Annotated in this window: 16 protein-coding genes; 10 read left to right on the top strand and 6 right to left on the bottom strand. The window is 62.1% G+C overall.

Features of this window, described 5'->3' with window-relative positions; all coding sequences use genetic code 11:
- The first annotated feature begins 8 nt into the window (after positions 1 to 8).
- The gene (locus AC5I5I_RS02395) at positions 9 to 1,334 is read left to right on the top strand and encodes an NAD(P)H-dependent oxidoreductase (RefSeq protein ID WP_495969515.1); all 1,326 of its coding nucleotides are present in this window, start codon (positions 9 to 11) and stop codon (positions 1,332 to 1,334) included.
- Positions 1,335 to 1,554: 220 nt separating this feature from the next.
- On the opposite strand, the gene AC5I5I_RS02390 is transcribed toward AC5I5I_RS02395, so the two are convergent.
- Complete coding sequence (locus AC5I5I_RS02390; protein WP_495969514.1) at positions 1,555 to 2,598, bottom strand: NAD-dependent epimerase/dehydratase family protein; 1,044 nt, start codon at positions 2,596 to 2,598, stop codon at positions 1,555 to 1,557.
- A gap of 402 nt (positions 2,599 to 3,000) precedes the next feature.
- Here AC5I5I_RS02390 and AC5I5I_RS02385 point away from each other — a divergent pair, with 402 nt between their 5' ends.
- From AC5I5I_RS02385 to AC5I5I_RS02365, 5 genes are all read left to right on the top strand, one after another.
- The gene (locus AC5I5I_RS02385) at positions 3,001 to 4,431 is read left to right on the top strand and encodes a VpsF family polysaccharide biosynthesis protein (RefSeq protein ID WP_495969513.1); all 1,431 of its coding nucleotides are present in this window, start codon (positions 3,001 to 3,003) and stop codon (positions 4,429 to 4,431) included.
- On the top strand, positions 4,431 to 5,504 hold the full coding sequence (locus AC5I5I_RS02380) for a glycosyltransferase family 2 protein (RefSeq protein ID WP_495969512.1): 1,074 nt from the start codon (positions 4,431 to 4,433) through the stop codon (positions 5,502 to 5,504). Before AC5I5I_RS02385 ends, AC5I5I_RS02380 begins: the two co-directional genes overlap by 1 nt.
- Complete coding sequence (locus AC5I5I_RS02375; RefSeq protein WP_495758416.1) at positions 5,497 to 6,495, top strand: glycosyltransferase family 2 protein; 999 nt, start codon at positions 5,497 to 5,499, stop codon at positions 6,493 to 6,495. The genes AC5I5I_RS02380 and AC5I5I_RS02375 overlap by 8 nt, the downstream gene beginning before the upstream one ends.
- Before the next feature lie 12 nt (positions 6,496 to 6,507).
- On the top strand, positions 6,508 to 7,989 hold the full coding sequence (locus AC5I5I_RS02370) for a lipopolysaccharide biosynthesis protein (RefSeq protein WP_495969511.1): 1,482 nt from the start codon (positions 6,508 to 6,510) through the stop codon (positions 7,987 to 7,989).
- A gap of 95 nt (positions 7,990 to 8,084) precedes the next feature.
- Positions 8,085 to 9,155 (top strand): hypothetical protein, encoded by a 1,071-nt coding sequence (locus AC5I5I_RS02365; protein ID WP_495969510.1) that lies wholly within the window; start codon positions 8,085 to 8,087, stop codon positions 9,153 to 9,155.
- A gap of 88 nt (positions 9,156 to 9,243) precedes the next feature.
- On the opposite strand, the gene AC5I5I_RS02360 is transcribed toward AC5I5I_RS02365, so the two are convergent.
- Positions 9,244 to 10,401 (bottom strand): endo-1,4-beta-xylanase, encoded by a 1,158-nt coding sequence (locus AC5I5I_RS02360; protein ID WP_495969509.1) that lies wholly within the window; start codon positions 10,399 to 10,401, stop codon positions 9,244 to 9,246.
- A 292-nt stretch (positions 10,402 to 10,693) separates the two neighbouring features.
- On the opposite strand from AC5I5I_RS02360, the gene AC5I5I_RS02355 reads away from it, so the two are divergent.
- Together AC5I5I_RS02355 and AC5I5I_RS02350 are read left to right on the top strand one after the other, a co-directional pair.
- Positions 10,694 to 11,536 carry an FkbM family methyltransferase gene (locus AC5I5I_RS02355; protein ID WP_495969508.1) on the top strand — a complete coding sequence of 281 codons (843 nt, stop codon included), beginning with the start codon at positions 10,694 to 10,696 and terminating at the stop codon, positions 11,534 to 11,536.
- A gap of 68 nt (positions 11,537 to 11,604) precedes the next feature.
- A complete protein-coding gene (locus AC5I5I_RS02350) occupies positions 11,605 to 12,894 on the top strand; it encodes a glycosyltransferase family 4 protein (RefSeq protein ID WP_495969507.1) in 1,290 nt (429 codons plus the stop codon).
- Between the two features lie 50 nt (positions 12,895 to 12,944).
- On the opposite strand, the gene AC5I5I_RS02345 is transcribed toward AC5I5I_RS02350, so the two are convergent.
- Positions 12,945 to 13,340, bottom strand: coding sequence for a hypothetical protein (locus tag AC5I5I_RS02345; protein WP_495969506.1), 396 nt, complete (start codon positions 13,338 to 13,340; stop codon positions 12,945 to 12,947).
- A 30-nt stretch (positions 13,341 to 13,370) separates the two neighbouring features.
- Positions 13,371 to 14,327 carry a quinone oxidoreductase family protein gene (locus tag AC5I5I_RS02340; RefSeq protein WP_495969505.1) on the bottom strand — a complete coding sequence of 319 codons (957 nt, stop codon included), beginning with the start codon at positions 14,325 to 14,327 and terminating at the stop codon, positions 13,371 to 13,373.
- A gap of 208 nt (positions 14,328 to 14,535) precedes the next feature.
- Here AC5I5I_RS02340 and AC5I5I_RS02335 point away from each other — a divergent pair, with 208 nt between their 5' ends.
- On the top strand, positions 14,536 to 16,377 hold the full coding sequence (locus AC5I5I_RS02335) for a PHA/PHB synthase family protein (RefSeq protein ID WP_495969504.1): 1,842 nt from the start codon (positions 14,536 to 14,538) through the stop codon (positions 16,375 to 16,377).
- An 8-nt stretch (positions 16,378 to 16,385) separates the two neighbouring features.
- Here AC5I5I_RS02335 and AC5I5I_RS02330 read toward each other — a convergent pair whose 3' ends face one another.
- Positions 16,386 to 17,585: an alpha-hydroxy acid oxidase gene (locus AC5I5I_RS02330; protein ID WP_495758498.1), complete on the bottom strand. Its 1,200-nt coding sequence runs from the start codon at positions 17,583 to 17,585 to the stop codon at positions 16,386 to 16,388.
- Positions 17,578 to 18,618: a hydroxyacid dehydrogenase gene (locus AC5I5I_RS02325; protein ID WP_495969503.1), complete on the bottom strand. Its 1,041-nt coding sequence runs from the start codon at positions 18,616 to 18,618 to the stop codon at positions 17,578 to 17,580. Before AC5I5I_RS02325 ends, AC5I5I_RS02330 begins: the two co-directional genes overlap by 8 nt.
- A gap of 142 nt (positions 18,619 to 18,760) precedes the next feature.
- Here AC5I5I_RS02325 and AC5I5I_RS02320 point away from each other — a divergent pair, with 142 nt between their 5' ends.
- Positions 18,761 to 19,495, top strand: a complete 735-nt coding sequence (locus tag AC5I5I_RS02320; protein ID WP_495969502.1) for an IclR family transcriptional regulator — start codon at positions 18,761 to 18,763, stop codon at positions 19,493 to 19,495.
- Positions 19,496 to 19,641 lie beyond the last annotated feature (146 nt).

Below are 19,641 nucleotides of genomic sequence, written 5' to 3'. Positions count from 1 at the left end.
GATATGACATGATACTCGTCGATGACGCTCTCCAAGCCCGCGAGGCCGCCGGCAATCCGATCCGCGTTGGCGTGGTTGGCGCTGGCTTCATGTGCCAGGGCCTGACCAATCAGATCGCGCATAGCGTTGCGGGGATGCAGGTCGTCGCGATCTCGAACCGGAAGGTCGAGCGCGCCGCCGGCGTGTTCAAGTATTCCGGCTATCAGGACGTCGCATTCGCCGATACACAGCGCGCGCTTGACGACGCGATTGCGTGCGGGCGGCCGGTGGTCACCGAGGATGCGTTCCTGCTCGCACGATCCGGCCTGGTCGATGTTCTGGTCGACGCCACCGGCTCGGTCGAATTCGGCGCCCGGGTGACGCTTGAAGCGTTCAAGCACGGCAAGGACGTCGTGCTGTTGAATGCGGAGATCGACGCCACGATCGGTCCCATTCTCCAGACCTATGCGGCAAAGCACGGCGTCATCCTGTCGGCCTGCGACGGCGACGAGCCGGGCGCGCAGATGAACCTGTATCGCTGGGTGAAGGGTCTCGGCCTGACGCCGCGGGTGATCGGCAACGTGAAGGGGCTGCAGGATCCTTATCGCAATCCGACGACACAGCAGGGCTTCGCCGAGAAGTGGGGCCAGAATCCGGCCATGGTCACGAGCTTTGCCGATGGCTCCAAGATCAGCTTCGAACAGGCGATCGTGGCGAATGCGACCGGCTTCAAGGTGCGGTCGCGCGGCATGTCGCGCGGGCTGGAATATCGCGGCGACGTCATGCAGATCGGCCAGCTCTACGACATCGACGAGTGCCGTCGGCTCGGTGGCATCATCGATTACGTGGTCGGTACGCCGCTGACCAAGGTCTATGTGCTGGCGGAACACACCGATCCGAAGCAGCAGCACTATCTCAATCTCTACAAGATGGGCGAGGGGCCGCTCTATTCCTTCTTCGTTCCGTATCATCTGGTGCATTTCGAAGTGCCGAACGCGATCGCCCGCGTCGCGCTGTTCCGCGATCCGGTCGCCAAGCCGCTCGGCGGTCCGGTGGTGGAGGTCTGTGCGGTTGCCAAGCGCGATCTGAAGGCCGGCGAAGTTCTCGACGATTACGGCATGTACATGACCTACGGCGAAGCCGTGAATGCCGAGGAGATGTGCGAGCAGCGCTACCTGCCGGAAGGATTGGTCGAAGGCTGCAAGCTGGTTCGCGACATCAGCAAGGACGGCGTAATCCGGTACGACGATGTGGTGTTGCCGCAGGGCCGCATCTCGGATCGCCTGCGCGCCGAACAATACCGCCATTTCCTCGGAGCGACCTGGCTGGAAGAGGCCCTGAAAGTCGCCGCCTGATCACTGCCCAGGTCAGCGAAGCCGCCGGCATCTCCATCTGAGATCCGGCGGGCCTTCGATCCTGCGCGGTGTTGCAAGCTTTTCGCTTCAGGGCGGCTGGCGTGGCCAGCAATTGCGGTAGCGCTCACGCACCGCAGATGAGGCACTCAAGGTTTACGGGCAGGAAGAGACGTCGGAAGACAGTCCGGCCGCGCGTGTTTCCGCGCGGCCGCGCCGTCTGTCAGGCGGCGACGAGCTGGGTATGGCGGAGGCGGGAGTCGAGAACGCCGTCCGACAGCAGCATCTTGATATGGCTGATGCGCTGATAGCGCGGCCCCTCGAAATCCTCCAGCGTCAGGCGCGCCTCGCGATAGGCCCTGTAGAGCTGTTCGGCGCCCCGTTGCGCGTCCCATTGGGGCTTGAACCCAGGCAGCTTGCGCCGGATCTTGTCGAAGTTCACGCGATAGGAACGCTTGTCCGGGCCGGCATCGTCGGCAAATGCAAGCTTGCATCCGGGCACGGTCCTGGCGACGATTTCCGCGAGGTCGCGGATGCGGTAATTGTGTTCGGTCTGGCCGACATTGAAGGCTTCGTTGAATACGGCAGCTTCCGGGGCCTCGAGCGCGGCGATGAAGGCGCGTGAAATGTCCTCGATATGAACAATCGGGCGCCAGGGCGTGCCGTCCGATTTCAGGAAGATGTTTCCCGTGGTGAGAGCGAAGGCCACAAGATTGTTCAGGACGATGTCGAACCGAAGCCGCGGCGAAACGCCATAAGCGGTGGCCGGGCGCAGGTAGACCGGACAGAAGCCGTCACCGGCCAGCCTCGATATGCCCCGTTCGGACATCACCTTGGATTCGCCGTACGCGGTGACCGGGTTGAGCGGGGCGGTTTCATCGATCATCGTATCCCCGGCCTGGCCATAATTGCTGCACGAGGATGCAAACAGGAAGCGCCGGACTCCGGCGCTTTTCGCCAGCTCAGCGAGCCGAACGCTCGCGCGGTGATTGATATCGTCTGTCAGGCCGGGCTGCAGGTCGCCGAGGGGATCGTTCGAGAGCGCTGCCAGATGCACCACTGCGTCGATGCCCGCCAGATCGCTGGCCGTGATGTCTCGCGTGTCTTTGCGGATCGCGGGAACCTTTACGATATCGCCACCGTTCGCGAACGTGCATCGCGAATATAGATCGCTGTCCAGGCCGACGACGTCATGTCCGGCCTTGATCAGCATCGGCGTCATGACGGTGCCGATGTATCCCATATGGCCGGTAAGAAGAACGCGCATCATTCACTCCCTATACTAAGCTCGGGGCCATTCTTCATGCAGCGTCCGCGCGACAATCGTGCTGCGGGAGACGCCATGCGGCCATCGTCGTCGCGAAGCGACGTCTCGGATCGGCGGAGGGGAGCGCAATTCGCGCCAGTCAGTCAATGGTGCCGGTCAATTAAGACTAACGTGACGTCGTAGCGGCTGTGTGTGAAGCAAAGCCCTGCGCGCACTTGTCCATGAAGATCGTTGTCGGCACGAGCGGCGGGGCCCGGTATCCATGCTTGCCCGACCGCGCGACCGTTTAGGTTAATGCGCATTTGGCGGCGCGGCGGAAGTTTCGCCCCACATTGAGCGGCATTGTCATGCGATAGATCGGGCGAACGCCCACCCGGGCCCTGTTGCTGGACAGCTCAGTAGATGATCAACGTCGGCCGGCCCCCGATCGTTACCGGATATGGTCACGAGCACGTGACAGGCTCGCGGCCGGCCATGTCGCCGGCCTCGGCAATCATGCTCTTCGTGGCGATGTTTTTCTTGCTTCCGGGCAGCCTTCTTCCATCCATTGGATGGCACTATTTTGGCGGCGGACCGGAATTCCAGAAGCTCCATCCGGCGACTTACCTGCTGTTGGCCGTGTTTCCGCTGGCGCTGATTGTCGATGGTGCGTTTCGTCGGCGCTGCATGGTTCAGCTGACCACGGATTACGCCTTCGTTGCGTTCGGAATTGCCGCACTGGCGACGTCGCTGTTCGCAATCGTCGCGCGGGGTGCATCGGCCGCGAATTTGATCGAGACATTTGCCCTGGCCCTGATCGTGAGGTTGTCCATCGTGGCGATGCCACGCGGGCCGATGATCTGGTTCCGGCGATTTATCGATCTGCTCTTCATTGTCGGGGTCGTGACGGTCCTTGGCGAATTTGTCCTTCGTCGCAGCATCATTTTCGAGAACGTGGCATTCTACGATCCCATCACCCAGCAGATCGTGACCACTGAATTCCGTGCCGCCGGCATTTTCGGTCACCCGCTTGCCGCAGCCGGGTTCTTCGCCTTGTACGCCATCCTGAATCTCGTATCGACGCCGATGCGGTTGACAATCGGGTGTATGACCAGACTGCTGCTATCCGCCCTTGCATTTCTGGCGATCTTCCCGACCGGCGGCCGCTCCGGACTCCTGGTCGGTGGGCTGATCATGGCTGCGTTTGTCGCATTGGCGGCCTTTCGCAGCTTGGCAAGAGGATCTTTCAGCAAGGCAGGACTTGTCTGGTTCGTCCTGTTCCTGACCTGCGTGATTCTGATGCTGCCGGTCATGTATCATTTCGATGTTTTCGATACCATGCTCGCGCGCTTCGCGAGAGACGACGGCAGTACGTTGAGCCGCGAATATGCGTTGCAAATCTTGCTGGAGTCGCGCCCCGAAGATCTCTGGTTTGGAATGCCGTTGGCGGATGTTGTGAACCTGCAGAGGCAATTCGGGCTGGTCGCGATCGAGAATGGCTGGATCAATTTCGCACTGATCTGCGGCCTCGTATTCACGATCCCGCTGCTGGTCAGCTATCTCCTGTTCATGTTCAAATCCAACCCGCGCTATTGCACCTCCGGCATCTACTACGTCGCGCTGCTTCAGCTTATTCTGTCAAACGCGACTAACGATCTGTGGGCGAAGAATACCGCCTTTGCCACCGGCCTCGCGGTCATTTTCGCGTTCCTGCGAAAAGATCTGGCCGTTCCGCAGGAGGAGCGGCGCGCGTATGCACTTCGCAAGGCTCCGGTCGGTCGACACGCGGTGTCTCGCCATTCGGCGCGGATGGTCGGCCATCCTGCCGGCGCGCAGCGGTTCGGAGAGCGATGATGCAGCCGGTCTCGATTGCGGCGGAGTCGACCGCGAACCCGATGATTACGATTGCGATCCCAACGTTCAATCGTGCGTCATGGCTCGGCGATTGCGTGCGCTCCGCACTTTCGCAGTCCTACCGGAATATTGAAGTGCTGGTGTCGGACAATGCTTCGACCGACGACACGCAGGACGTTATGAGGGAGTTTAGCGATCCGCGGCTGCGAACGATCGCTCACCAGACCAATATCGGGCTGATGCCGAACTGGAATGCCTGTCTGATGGCCGCGAAGGGCGAACTTATCGTCTTCCTTCCCGACGACGATCGAATGTCGCCATGGATGCTTGAGAGCTGTGTCAATCTGCTGAAGCAGGAGCCCGGGCTTGTGGCGGTCGTCGCGTTAAGCGATGTCCGGCTGACCGACGAACGCAGAACGCTGCCCGCTATCGCCAGCCGGTCGCTCGATACGGGCATTCACGAGGGTGTCGAGATCTTCCTCGAATATCTGAGGGGCCATTTGTCTGTGCAGCTCTGCGGCATCGTGATGCGCACGGATGCGCTTCGCAAGGACGGCGGGTTCGTCAACGATTGGCCCTATGCGGGCGACACTGCCATGTGGGGCCGGCTGCTGATGTCCGGCCGGGCGGGGCTGGTCAACACGAGTTGCGGGACCTTCGCGTGGCACAGCGAGAATGCCACGTCGCATTTCTCGATCGATCTGCGGCTTGATGCCGATCGTCAGTTTGTCGATACGATTGACGCCGCGGCGGAGCGATATGTTCACGACCCGAAGGTGCGGGCCAGGGTCAAGCGGCAGGCGCGCCGTTATGTGGCGCGCGACGTGGTCGCTATTCTTGCGTCATACCGCAAGAGTGGTGCTTCGCTGAAGTCTGTGTTGCCTGTGATCTGGCGATGCAGGGGTGAGCTCGCATATCTCGGCCTGGAGCCGGGCGACATCGGTAACCTGGCAAGACCGGCCGCAATTATCCTGTTTCCACGTTTCGTCACGAACTGGATCGGGCAGATCAGCCACGCGCTGCGATCATGGAAGCGCCCCGCGGTCTCAAGCTACCGGGGCACCAATGCGTGATTGGTCGATCTCGGTCGTCATCAACAACTACAATTACGCCGAGTATGTCGGGGCGGCGATCGAGTCCGCGCTCGGGCAGGTCGGCGTCGAAGTGGAATGCATCGTCGTCGATGACGGGTCGACGGACGGATCGCGATCCGTCATCGAGTCCTATCCGGGCGTCAAACGCGTCTACAAAAGCAATGGCGGTCAATTATCTGCCCTGCAGGCGGGCTTCGCGCAGGCGAGCGGAGACATTGTCGTCTATCTGGACTCCGACGATTTCCTCGCACTCGATGCGTGTCACGAAATCACGCAGGCCTGGCGCGCGGAGTTATCGCTTCTGCAATATGGCCTCGAGATCATCGACGGCGCAGGCAGGACGATCGGTTCCTATCCCAACCAGAAATTCGTCGCCGACGGTCATCTGGGCTTCCTGTTGCGCTATGGATATATCCCGTCTTCGCCGATGTCGGGAAATGCGTTCTCGCGAGCGTATCTCGCCAGCTTGTTCTCGGTGCCTGCGCCCAGCGATCACATGGCCGCTGACGGATACCTTGTGTATTGCGCACCGCTCTACGGCCAGGTCGGACAGATCGACCGGAGCCTGGGATACTATCGTGTTCATGGGCGGAACGCGTCCCCGTCCGCAAGCGTCAACGCGCAGTCTCTTCAGCGTCAGCTTCTGAATGACATCAAGTTTCGGGAGGGGCTGGTCCGCAACATGGCTCGCTTCGGACTGAACGCGGATGCGCCTTTGCAATATCTCGGGCCTTATGACTTCCGAACGATCCTGCTCCTGAACAGGGGCTATCGCGACATTACGAAAGTAGGCGACATTGGATTCCCGTTCGCTGCCGCGCAGGCGATCAAGAAGTTCATCACTTATCCCGGCATTCCCCTCTGGAAGCGCGCGAAGAATATCCTGGCGGTGGTTGCAATTGCAGGGCTTCCGCCGGCCATGGTTCGCCGCTTCCTGCCCGGCAAGCCCGCCGGTTCGGCGGGGCTTTGAGGCGGGATCGTCATGGATAATTTGAAAGGGCGGACACTTCGCGGAGGCCTTGCCAAGGTTTGCGGCCAGGGCGCGAACTTTGCTTTGCGTTTCGCCTACCTCATGATCCTCGCCCGGCTGCTGACACCGGAAGACTTTGGTCTTGTTGCCATGGTCACCGTGGTGACGGGTGTGTTTGAGCTTTTTACGTCTGCCGGGTTGTCGTCGGCGATGGTTCAGCAGGCGACGATCACCAACCAGCAGATTTCCAAGTTGTTCTGGGTCAACCTGCTGGTTGGCGCCTTGCTCGCGCTTCTGTGTGTCGCAACGGCGCCAGTGCTCGTCAGCTTCTTCCATGAACCGCGGCTGTTATGGGTCACGATTGCGATGGCGCCGGCATTCCTGTTCGGTGCGGCCGGCGTGCAGCACATGGCGATCTTGCAGCGTCAGTTGCGCTACGTCACGATCACGGTGATCGAGATCATTGCGTTGCTGTCCAGCATCGCCGTCGGAATCGGGATGGCGCTCGCCGGATTTGGCTATTGGGCGATTGTGGGCGCAGCCGTCACCGTGCAGGCGGTGTCGACCATTTGTGCGGTCGCGGTCACCAGGTGGATCCCCGGCCGCTTCGACGCGTCGACGAGTATCGGTTCGATGTTGCGCTACGGCGGGACGGTGACCCTGAGCGGCGTGATCGTCTATATCGCCTACAATCTCGATAAGGTGCTGCTCGGCCGGGTGTGGGGCGTCGAAGCACTCGGCGTCTACGGAAGGGCCTATCAGCTTATCAATATCCCGATCTCAAATCTGAACGTGGCGGTGGGAGGGGTCGCCTTTTCCGCGCTGTCGCGGCTTCAGGATGATCCGGTTCGCTTCAAGGCTTATTTCCTCAAGGGTTATTCGCTGGTCGTGTCGATGACGATTCCGGTCACGATTTTCTGTGGGGTATTCGCCGACGAGATTGTGACGATCGTGCTGGGGCGGCAATGGAGTGAAGCGGCGCCGATTTTCCGCCTGATGTCGCCGACCATTCTGATATTCGCGATGATCAACCCGCTGTCGTGGGTGCTCTTCTCGGTTGGATTGCAGCGGAGGAGCCTGAAAATTTCTCTCACGATGACGCCGCTGCTGGTGGGCGCATATCTGATCGGCCTGCCTTACGGCGCGAATGGCGTCGCGGCTGCGTATTCCTCGGTAATGGCGCTCTGGCTCGTCCCGCATATCGCGTGGTGTCTGCACGGCACGTCCATCTCCCTGAAGGAGCTGTTTTCCGCCATCAGTCGCCCGCTGCTGTCAGGGCTCATCGCCGCCGGCGCAGTGATCGGGATCGGCCTTTACGTTAACGACGCTTATGCGCTGTCGCCGCTGATGAGGTTGTGCCTCGGCGGTGGTGCGATGGCTGTGATCTACGCTGTCGTTCTGCTGTTTATCTTAAGACAGAAAGACCTCTATCTGGATGTGCTTCGTGGCTTGAAACAACCTTCAAGTGCTAATACCTACGGAACTCTACTGTAGTTTTTTTCTGAGCGCGGGGCGGCGAAACGAAAGCTGGCCATCCGAGATCTCCCTGACGGAGCGTCTCTGATCTGGCCGACACTGGGACGTTAGTGATGTTGCGTGCAGGTGATTGGATCGAAGTTCGCGGTAAGGACGAAATCCTGAAAACCCTCGACAAGCAGGGTCGCCTTGAAGGACTTCCGTTCATGCCGCAGATGTTCGGCTTTTGCGGAAAGCGCTTTCAGGTTTTCAAACGGGCGCACAAGACCTGCGATACCGTGGATCGAACCGGCGGCCGCAGCCTTCCCGACACTGTCCATCTCGACCTTCGTTGCGACGGCAAGGCTTATGGCGGCTGTCAGGCTGCGTGCCTGATCTTCTGGAAGGAAGCCTGGCTCAAAACAGTCGATGCCGCGGACGTGTCCATGGCGGCGTCGAGTGACAGGGCCCTGAATGTAGGCAAGGGCGCGGTCTGCACGGAAGACGATGTCTGGAAGGCCGTTCGACGCGTCGACAGCGCAAATCCTAAAGAGATCCGCTACGCGTGCCAGGCAACCGAGCTGCCGCGCTTCACAACGCCGTTGCCGTGGTGGGACCTCAGGCAATATGTCGAGGACTATACGTCCGGCAACACATCGCTCGGCCGAATCGTGCGCGGGGCTCTTTACGCCGCATATTATAATGGGACCCTGGCCTATCGTGACAAAATCGGCCGGCCGGCGCGTTGGCTCTACGATGTCACTCAATCCCTGTGGCAGGGCGTTCCGTTTCCTCGAAAGAAGGGCCGGCTACCGGACGGGAGGCCGGCGACAGACGAACAGCAGTTCGAGCCGGGCGATGTTGTTCGGATCAAATCCTATGACGAGATTCTGTCGACCCTCGACCGGGGCAACAAGCTTGGTGGCTTGTTCTTCGATGCTGAGATGGTGCCGTTCTGCGGCGGCACCTATCGCGTCAGGTCCAGAGTCAAAAATTTTCTGAACGAAAAAACCGGCAAGCTGGTCGCGCTCAAGGCCGGCGCCGTCATGCTGGAGAATGTCTGGTGTCAATCCCGCTACAGTGATTGCCGGATGCTCTGTCCGCGCGCAATTTATCCGTGGTGGCGCGAAGAATGGCTGGAGAAGGTGTCCGACAGTCCCGCGCGCGCGGTAGACGGCAGACGTCAGATGCCGGACGCGGCCTGACGCAAGGGTATCACGAGGTCGGGGCCGGCGGATCGGCCGCCGGCTGAGTTACGTCAATCCGGTCGCCTTGCGCGCGCCGGTGCTTCGCTTATTTGCCCATGAGCGCCGAGACGATGGCGTTGTAGGCTGGCTTCGGCCGCATGTCGAAATCGAACGGCAGGGTGCGCGGCATCCTCACATCGGAGAGGCGCCCGGCCATGATGTTTTCCGCGACCGATGTATGCCTGTCGCTGAGCTCCCAGGTAACGAGCAGCTTGACTGCGTCGACCGACAGGACATCCCTGAGATACATCTGGTAAAAATCCGCGACGCCCTTGTCGCGCTTTGCGAAATCGTCGGGAAACGGCGAATCGTCCACGTCGAGTTCGGTGATGTAGATGTCGAGGCCCATCGCCTTGATCGCATGCATGAACGCGAGCAGGGAATCGCGATCATATTCGTCGCGGAATTTCGGTGACATGTGCGATTCCATGCCGATCGCGTCGAGCGGCACATTCTCGTCACGCAGGCGCCTGACCAGGTCGAGGAAGTGGCTGCGGAATTTCGACCATGGCGAGTCCGGCTTGCGGGACCGGTTCTTCGCGAACGGGGAATCGTACCATTTATACTCGAGAAAGGCCTCGTTCAGCACCAGTTTGGCGGCCGGATCGGCCTGCCTGGCGCGCCTGAAGCTGCGGGCAATGTAATCGCGGCCCATGGCATTGTACCACGGCCCGCCACGCAGGCCGCCTTCATGCCCGCTCTCGATCCAGATCGGCTCGTTGACCACGTCCCACGAATGCACGCGCCCGGCATAGCGGCCGGCCACGTCGTCGATATGGCGATCCAGCAGCCGTTCCATCTCGCGCGCGGACATGCGACGCGTCCAGTCCGGCATGAAGTCGTTCCAGATCAGCGTGTGTCCGCGCATCTTCAGATTGCATGTCGCCGCGAACGCGAACAGGCGGTCTGCGACCGTGAAGTCGATCGTATCCGGACCACCACGCAGCGCGCCGAATTTCAGGCTGTAGTCGGGTGTCAGGATCGCGCATTCGTCGCAGAGAAGCTTCGCATAGGGCGGGTTCGCGTAAATGTGCTGGTCGAATGCCGACCCGAACAGAATGCCGCGCGCCGCCGCGACGTCGCGCGCTTTCTTTGCAGGGGCGACCACGCTGCGCGCCGGGGACGCGCCGAGAAACGTCGCTCCGGCAAGGGCTGCCATGCCGCGCAGGACGTTCCGGCGATCGCTGGGGATTTCCAGGTGCATGGCGGTCGCTATCACGCACCGTGAAGGCGGTCAAAACAACGAAAAGTCAGCCGCTGCGGCGGCGCGCATTAAGGTAAAGGCTATGGCGTTTTGGTTAATCCGCCAATTGGGCTGTCATGAGCGAAAGGAGGTCATATAAAACCACGATGCGTGCGATGCCCGGTTCAATCACACGCGGGGGACGACGCAGGAACCTTACAAATCAGCAATGATTGGCTGATGCGAGCGGCGAAATTTGGTGATGCTCAATTTGTCAGCCGATGTTGAAATAGTGAAAAGTGCCGTATCCCCCATGACAACGTATGACGTCGAACTGGGCCGTCTCAACAGCCCAAAGCAGAAACTGCTGTCCCGTTTCCCGAAACAGGCCGTGTATGCGCGATACATCAAGGCGCTGTTCCGCGGCGAAGTCGAATTGCGGCTGCTTCCGTTTTTGTGTAACCGCTCGCTCGTGTCGCTGGATATCGGAGCGCATCACGGAATCTACACGCTCGGCACCAGTCTGTTTTCCCGCCGCGTGGTTTCGGTCGAACCGCAATATCATCTGGCGCAGACGCTGCGGAAATCGATGCCGCCGCGCACTACGCTGATCGAGGGTGCATTGTCGCGCGAGACCGGTGAGGCGACGCTGCGTATTCCCTTGCGCGAATGGGACTCGCTGTCGCATCTGGACTTCGGCGGCGAGGACGACGGCCGGTGGCGCTCACAGCGGGTGCGGCTGTTCCGTATGGACGACATCGTTCAGGAGCCGGTCGGCTTCGTGAAGGTCGATGTCGAAGGCCATGAACGCGAAGTGCTCGAGGGCGCGCTCCGGATCGTTGAACAAGACAAGCCGGTCTTCCTGATCGAGATCGAAGAACGGCACCGTCGCGGATCGGTTGCGGACATCGTGGCTTTCATGGAGGGGCACGGCTATCGCAGCTATTTCGTCGAAGGCGAACTGATCCGCCCGATCCATGAATTCGACATCGCCCGCCATCAATCGACATCGCTGATCGGCGCGGGCGACCGCGCAAGCTACAAGGACTACATCAACAATTTCATTTTCGTCCCGCCGCATGTGAGCGTGCCGGCGTCGGTGCCGTCTCCGTGGCAGGCTTTGTCGGTCAGCCTCAGTCGAATTCTGGCGGGCTGATCGCCTGAAACGCAAGCGGGCAGATTGCAGGCGCTGCCGACCATCGAATCGCAAGGGCGGTGATTGAGATGCTGGCAAGACAGGAACTGCCGGACGTTATGAATGAGGCGGATGGCGTTCAGGCGTCGCGGGCCTCGCGTCCGCACATGCTCTGCCTGATCCATCCGATCGATCCGCGCGGCAACAAGGTCGGCGGCATCGAGACCCATGTTCGCATGCTGCTGGCGCACGCGCCGCGCGACTGGCAAGTCCTGCTGGTCGGCGTTGACGGCCGCGGCGATTGCCGGCTCGGCGAAATACAGCGCCTGACGCTGGAAGGGCGGACGTTCGATTTTCTACCGGTGCTGCATTTTCCGGACGACCAGACGCAGGCGGCGCGATCAATCTTTGCCTCGCTGACGTTCCGGTTTGGGGCCGGCTTGCTTAGGCATTTCGCGACGCTGCGGCGCGCGATCCGGGCAACGCCCAGCGCCACCATCGAACTGCAGCGGTTCGAATTCGCGGTTCTTGGACCGCTGCTCGGTCGTCCGACCGTTCAGGTGATCCACGGCGAAGGCTCAAAGTCCGACAAGATGGATTCGCTGATCAAGAAATTCTGGTTCCTGCATCGGATGAACGAGGAGATCGCGATCCGCCTGGCTGGCGGAATCATTTGCGTGAATCCGAACATCCTCGCACGGCTCGAGCGCGAGAAGCCGGACGCAGCGAGACGCGCGGTGTTCATGCCGGTCGCGGTCGATGCTGAGATTTTCAAGGCGGCGGCGTTCGACAAGGCGGATGGCATCTTTCGTGTGGTGTTTGCAGGCCGGTTCGATGAGTTCAAGAATCCGCCTTTGATGTTCAAGAGCCTGCGACGCCTGCACGAGCGTCTGGGCGGCAAGGTCGAGTTTCATTACATCGGCACCAGCGACCCGTCGCGCTATCCCGAATTCGAGCTAGTGCGGCCGTTCACGACGTTCCATGGCTTCCGGACCTCGCGCGAGGTGGCTGACATCGTGAAGCGGTGCCACGCCGGCATTCTGACCTCATGGTTCGAGGGGATGCCGTGCTACCTGCTTGAATTGCTGTCGGTCGGACGGCCGGTCGTTGCGGTGACATTGCCGCAATACAAGCTGGTGATCGCGCCGGGCAAGAGCGGCTATCTGGTCGATCGCCTGGACGAGGCCGGGCGCATGATCGACGACGAGCGCCTCGCCGACGCATTGGCGGACCGGCTGGCCGCTGTCTGGTCGGCGATCCAGCGCGACGCGTTGTCCGTCGACGCGATCCGGGACTGCGCGATGCCGTTTTCGGTCGACGTGCAGCTCGACCGGCATTTCGCGCGGCATCGGCAGCTCATTGCCGGACAGGCGGCCTGAAGCACGGAACGCTCCGTGCGCACACATTGTGTATCAACTGGGACGTGCGGCTATTCGCTTTGCGCGCCGGATCGAAGGATTGCGATCCCGATTTCGTTTTCCGAACGCCACACGACCTGGCATTGCCAGAGTCCGTCCTCATGGCCTTTGACCCGCAATTGAAAAATGTCGGGCATGTCGGCGACGCTTCGGCCCATCAATCTCGCGCCGCGCGCCGACACGTCGGTTAGCCAGAACGGACTGGTCTGCGTGCCATCACCGCTATCGACGCAGTAGAAGGTCGGCGTTTCCAAGCGCGTCTGGTGCGGCGAGTGACTCGGCGAAGGCTTCATTGATTTCTTTTCGGGCCGCGTTTGCGGCGGACGAAAACTCATACTGGTGCTGCCGGACCGGTTCCATGCGTGGCTGAGGTTAACCTTACTTGCCGCGGCTGGCGCTCGTGTCACCAGCCGGCGTCGCACAAGAGTCGGGCGGCGCTAGGGGATCAGCAGAACCTTGCCGAAGTGTTTGTTCGCCCGCATGTAGGCATGCGCTTCGGCGGCTTGCGCGAGGCTGAAGCTGCGGTCGACCGGCACCCCGAGGCGGCCGGCCTTGACGTGATCCCACAGATCGTCGCGCATCCGGACCATGATGTCGTGAACCTCATCGATGTTGCGTGTCCGGAACGTCACGCCGATATAATCGATGCGGCGGCGTGCATGCTCGTCGAAGTCGAATTCGGCACGCGCGCCGGCGAGGCGTCCGATATTGACGATACGGCCCTTGAGCGCCGTGCAGCGCATGGTCTGGTTGACGGTCGGACCGGACAGCATGTCGACGGTCAGATCGAGACCTCGGCCGCCGGTCGCCTTGAGAACCTGCTCGGGCCAGTCGGCATCGGCCGTGTTGAGGGCGACGTCCGCGCCGAATTCCGTCAGCCGCGCGCGTCTGGCATCGTTGGTCGAGGTGCCGATGACGCATTTCGCGCCGAGCAGCTTCGCCATCTGCAGCCCGATGATGCCGACGCCGGAACTCGCACCTTGCACCAGCACGTTCTCGCCTGGCTTGAGACGGCCGGCCGTGACCAGTGCATTGTGCAGCGTGTTGAGGCCGACCGGCAGTGTCGCGGCCGTCTCATAGCTCATACCCTCCGGAATCTTGAGCGCGCGGCGGTAGTCGCACAGCGCAAATTCGGCGTGACTGCCGGTCGCGTGGCACATGATGCGGTCGCCGGCGGCGAAGCCTTGCACCTCAGCGCCGGTCGCGACGACCTCGCCGGCAAATTCGATTCCGATCGGCTTGCCGCCGTCGCTCGCCCCGGCTTTGGCAGCGCCGAGGTCGGCGCGGTTCAGCCCGATCGCCTTCACTGCGACCAGAAGGTCCGCCGGGCCTGGGGCCGGTTGCGGCACGTCGTGAATTGTAATGCCGTTCGGGGAGGCAAGGCCGGCCTTCATCAGTCGCTCCTGGGTGCGGGTAGGAATTCCTTGGCACACAGATATCAGACGGTGGCAGCGGCGGAAGCGTCCTGTGGCTGAATCGTCGCGGAGGCGCGATATTGTCACAGGCCCGGCTTGATCTGACGCAAAACCTTTATCGGCCACGAAGAGGATGTTGCGGGTCTGGTCCGCAGGTCCCTCATCGGCCTCGGAATGGGAGCGATCGATGGCCTTGCACGACGATCGGCAGACGTTGAGCGTCCTGAACTTGCCGGCGCGAACGGAGACCCGTGTCGCGGCGGCGTCGCAGGCGGCGCCTGCTGCCGATGCGGACGATGGCATTTCGGTGCCGTCGTTCGAGAACTGGAATCGTGTCCTGCGGGCGACGGCCGCGCGCCTGACTCAGGGATTGTCGCCCCACGCACAAGCGGCGGCGTGGTTCGACTGGGCGTCGCATCTCGCGCGCGCGCCCGGCCGGCAAGCGGAACTGGGCATCGCCGCCGCGCAGATCGCAACGCTGTATTCGCGCTTCGTCGCACAGGCGCTGACCGGAGCAATGCCGCCGCCGCCATTTCATGCCCAGCCGCACGACCGGCGCTTCCAGCACGAGGCGTGGAGCAAGGCGCCACTTGTTTTCTGGCAGCAGGCGCAACTCGCTCAGGAGCGATGGTGGTGCGAGGCGACCCGCGAGGTGCGGGGCATGAGTCCGATCAGGGCCAAACGCGTCCGCTTCATGGTCAACCAAATTCTCAATGCAGCCTCGCCGTCCAACAACCCGTGGCTCAATCCAGAGATTGTGGAGGCCACCCTGCGCGAGAGTGGCGCCAATCTCGTGCGCGGCGCGAAGAACTACACCGAGGATATTTTTGCCCTGCTGTCGTCGAAGGAGCTGCCGATCCGCGACGGCTTCGAGGTCGGCAAGCATGTGGCCGCCACGCCGGGCGACGTCGTGTTCCGCAATCACCTGATGGAACTCATCCAGTATCGGCCGGCCGGCGATGCGGTCGTCGCCGAGCCGGTGCTGATCGTTCCGGCCTGGATCATGAAATATTATGTCCTCGATCTGGAGGCGCATAATTCCCTGGTCCGCTATCTGGTCGAGCGCGGCTTCACCGTGTTCATGATCTCCTGGCGCAATCCGGACGCCGACGATCGCGATGTGTCGTTCGACGATTACCGCCTGTCCGGCGTGATGGCCGCGCTCGATGCCATCAACGCGATCGTCCCCGACCGCAAGGTGCACGCGTGCGGCTATTGTATCGGCGGCACGCTGCTGTCGATCGCGGCCGCGACGATGGCGCGCGAAGGCGACGAGCGGCTTGCGACCATCGCGCTGCTCGCGGCGCAGGTCGATTTCAGCGAAGCCGGCGACCTGATGCTGTTCGTGGACGAGAGCCAGATCGCCTTCCTCGAAGACATGATGTGGGATCAGGGCGTGCTCGATACCCGCCAGATGGCGGGCGCTTTCCGGATTCTGCGCGCGAACGACCTGATCTGGCGGACGATGCTGAAGGAATACTGGCTGGGCGAGCGCGAGAAGGCGAATGCGCTGACATCATGGAACGCCGACCGGACGCGGATGCCAGCCCGCATGCATTCGCAATATCTGCGCGCGCTGTTCCTCGAGAACAGGATCACGGCCGGGCGCTATGCCGTCGACGGGCGAGTGATTGCCCTGAAGGATATCCACGCGCCGATGTTCGTCGTGGGCACGGAGAGCGACCACATCGCGCCGTGGCGTTCGGTCTACAAAATCAGCCTCTTCACGGACAATGAGCTGACCTTCGTGTTGACCAATGGCGGGCACAATGTCGGCATCGTGTCTGAGCCCGGCCGCACCGACCGACATTATTCCTTCGGGATGCGGCGTCCGTTCGATCGTTATCTCGACCCCGATAGCTGGCTCGAACAGGCGACGCGGGCCGAAGGATCGTGGTGGCCTGCCCTGGCCGACTGGCTGCTGACCCGCAGCAGCAGCGGCCGCGTTGCGCCGCCGCCGATGGGCGCGGTGCATCGCGGGCTTGCGCCGCTATGCCCTGCGCCGGGCACTTACGTCCACCAGCGCTGAATGACATCTCAACGCGCGATCCGCATCACCCGTCCGTCGAAGTCGGACGGATCGCGCGATCCAAGGAACGCCAGATTGCGGTGGATTTCGCTGCGCAGCAGATCGATCGCGCGGCGCACGCCGGCTTCCTGTCCGATTGCCGCAGCATAAAGAAACGGCCGTCCGGCAAACACGAAAGCGGCGCCGAGTGCGAGCGCCTTGATCACGTCGCTGCCGCGGCGGATGCCGCTGTCCATCATCACTGTCATGCCCTGCGCCGCTTCAGCGATGCGGGGCAGCACGCGCAACGGGGCGGCTGCGCCATCGAGTTGCCGCCCGCCATGGTTCGAGACGATGACACCGTCGCAGCCAATCCGGCGCGCGGTCTCCGCATCCGGCGCAGACAGGATGCCCTTGATGATCAGCTTGCCTTGCCAGCGCTCGCGGATCCATTCGAGGTCTTGCCACGACAACGAGTCACGCAGGTGCGCGCGCGTTGCCGCATTGGAGAACACCGCCATGCCGCGTTCGACGCTCGAATTCTCGTAATAGGGCATGCCGTGATGGCGCAATGTGCGCAGCGCGGTGCCGAACAGCCAGCGCGGATGAGCAAGCCCATCGAGCGCGAGTTTCAGCGTCGGACGCAGCGGCGAGGTATAGCCGGCGCGCACCAGATTTTCGCGATTGCCGCCGACCGGTACGTCGGCGGTGACGACCAGGTGCCGGTAGCCGGCGGCTGAGACGCGATCGATCAAGCCGCCGATGGCGCCACGATCGACCGGCAGATAGGCCTGAAACCAGGCCAGCGGATTGGCTTTTGCGATCTCCTCCAGCCGCACCAGGGACGCGCCGCTCAGGATGAACGGGACATTCTCGGCCGCAGCGGCAGATGCCAGCGCAAGATCGGCGCGATAGCCGGCCAGTCCCGATCCGCCCATCGGCGCGATGCCGAACGGCGCACTGAATGTCTCCCCGAACAGCGTTGTCGCGGTGGTTCGCGCCGACACGTCGATCAGAACGCGGGGATGAAAGTCGTAGTCCTGGAACGCGGCGCGGTTCTCATGCCGTGAGGCGTTGGTCTCCACCGCGCCCGAGATGAAGCTGTAGATGCAATGCGGCAGATAGCGTTCTGCTGCAGGCTCCAGATCCTCGAGCGACAGGATATCGAGCAGCCGCCGGTTCAGCGCAGGCGGCGCCGCCGCCGCGGGATTGCGAGTGACGTCACGCATGCGCGAACACCTGCGCGAATCTCTCTCGGAAGCGCGGCAATGCCTCGGCGTTCAGCATGCGTTGCGGCTGGCCGCCGCGCAGGATGTCGATGAGCTGTTCGGCCGCCATCAAGGCGAGGCGCTGTCGCGCGGCATGAGTCACGCCGGCGGTGTGCGGGCTGGCGATCACATTGCGCAATGTCAGCAGCGGATGATCGGCGGGCGGCGGTTCCTGCTCCCAGACGTCGACGCCGGCGCCGGCAAGATGGCCGGATTTCAAGGCATCGTAGAGCGCCTTTTCGTCATGGATGCCGCCGCGCGCGGCCGTGACGAAGAACGCGCCCTTCTTCATCCGCGCGTATTCCGGCGCGCCGATCATGCGCGTGGTCTCGGCGGTGAGCGGGCAATGCAGCGACACGAAATCCGACTGTTGCAGCAGTTCGTGCAGATCGACCTTGCGGACGCCGCGAGCGGTCATCACGTTCTCGCCGACATAGGGGTCATAGGCCAGCACCGTCATGGCGAACAGGCCGCTGCACAATTCCGCGACCCGCGTTCCGGTATTGCCGAAGCCGACAATCCCCACGGTCTTGCCGTAGAGATCGTCGCCCATATAGGCGATGCGGTCGACCACCTCGCCGGATCGCAGCGCCTTGTCGACCTCACCGATGCGCTTGGTCAGCGACAGCATCATGCCGAGCGTATGCTCGCCGACGGCTTCGCGGTTGCCGCCGGTCTGGTTGACCGCGATCACGCCGGCTTCGGTACAGGCGTCGACATCGATGGCGTCGAAGCCTGCGCCGCTCGCCGACACCACCAGCACATTCGGGCATCGCGACAGGAATTCGCGTCCGACCCGCAGATGTTCGGGAATGTCGAGACGCGCCGAATCGATCTGGATTGCGTGCGACGCAGCAAGCGTTGCATGGAGAGCTTCGAACGGTTGCGACTTGTCGATCCGGATCAGCGAGAGATCGGCGCAGGCCTCGATGCTGCGATCGAATCCCGGGTCGATATAGCCGCCGATATAGGAAATCTGTTTGCGCGCGCTCATGGGACGACCTCGCTCGTGGGATTGTGTGTAGCAGGCGCCCGCATGGCGTCAATCGCGAGCCGCGTTGCAAGCCGCTTTGGCATTCGGCCCATTCATTGTATGCATCGCAGGTATCGCGATGGCCTCCGGGGGCGACCAGAGCATGTCCAAGATCGTCGAGCGGACGCTGGATTTCATCGAATTGTTTGCGACCGAGCGGCGGCCGTTGTCGCTGTCCGACATTTCGCGGCTGCTCGGCATTCCGGCGTCGAGCTGCCACGATGTGCTGCGGGCGCTGCTGGCGCGCGGTTATATCTACGAGATTGGACCGCGTGCGGGCTTCTATCCGACGGTGCGGCTGCTGAATCTGTCAACGACCATCTCGCAGCACGATCCGATCCTGCTGCGCGCCGAATTGCTGCTGCGAAAGATACGCGACGCCATCGACGAGTCGGTGTCGCTGGCGAAGGCGGGCAAGACCAACGCGACCTATCTGCTGGTATTCGAACCCAGCCATCCGCTGCGCTTTATCGTCGATGCCGGCGGCCAGGTGCGCAGCCTGCATGCGACCTCGGCCGGCAAGGCCTTTCTCGGCAGCCTCGGCCAAGAAGAATTCGAGGCCTGGCTGAAAGCCGCAAAGCTCGTTCCGATGACGGCGAAAACCATCCGCTCGAAGCAGGACTTGCGCGAGGATATCGAGGCGTCCCGACGCCGCGGCTATTTCCTCAATCAGGCGGAAAGCTTCGAGGACGCCACCACGGTGTCGTCGCTGTTCCGGTGGCAGGGCGCCGATTACATCGTGACCATTGCCGGGCCGACCTCACGCATGACGGGCAAATTCGATCAGGCGATCAAGCTCGTCACCGAAGCATGCAAAACGCTCGGGCAGGGCGGATAGGGCGCCTTGGTGAAGCGACGCCGGTCGATTGACACCGGCGTCGCCCGGCCATAGAAATATTCGAAATAGCGATAGTTCTTTCGGTATAGCGAAATATGACGAAGCGGGTGGAAGCGTCCGGGGCGGCCGAAACGCGGGACGCACGT

This window comes from Pseudorhodoplanes sp. (assembly GCF_059499825.1).
Note: the sequence above shows the minus strand (reverse complement) of the source record. Positions and strands in the feature narration are given on the sequence as shown.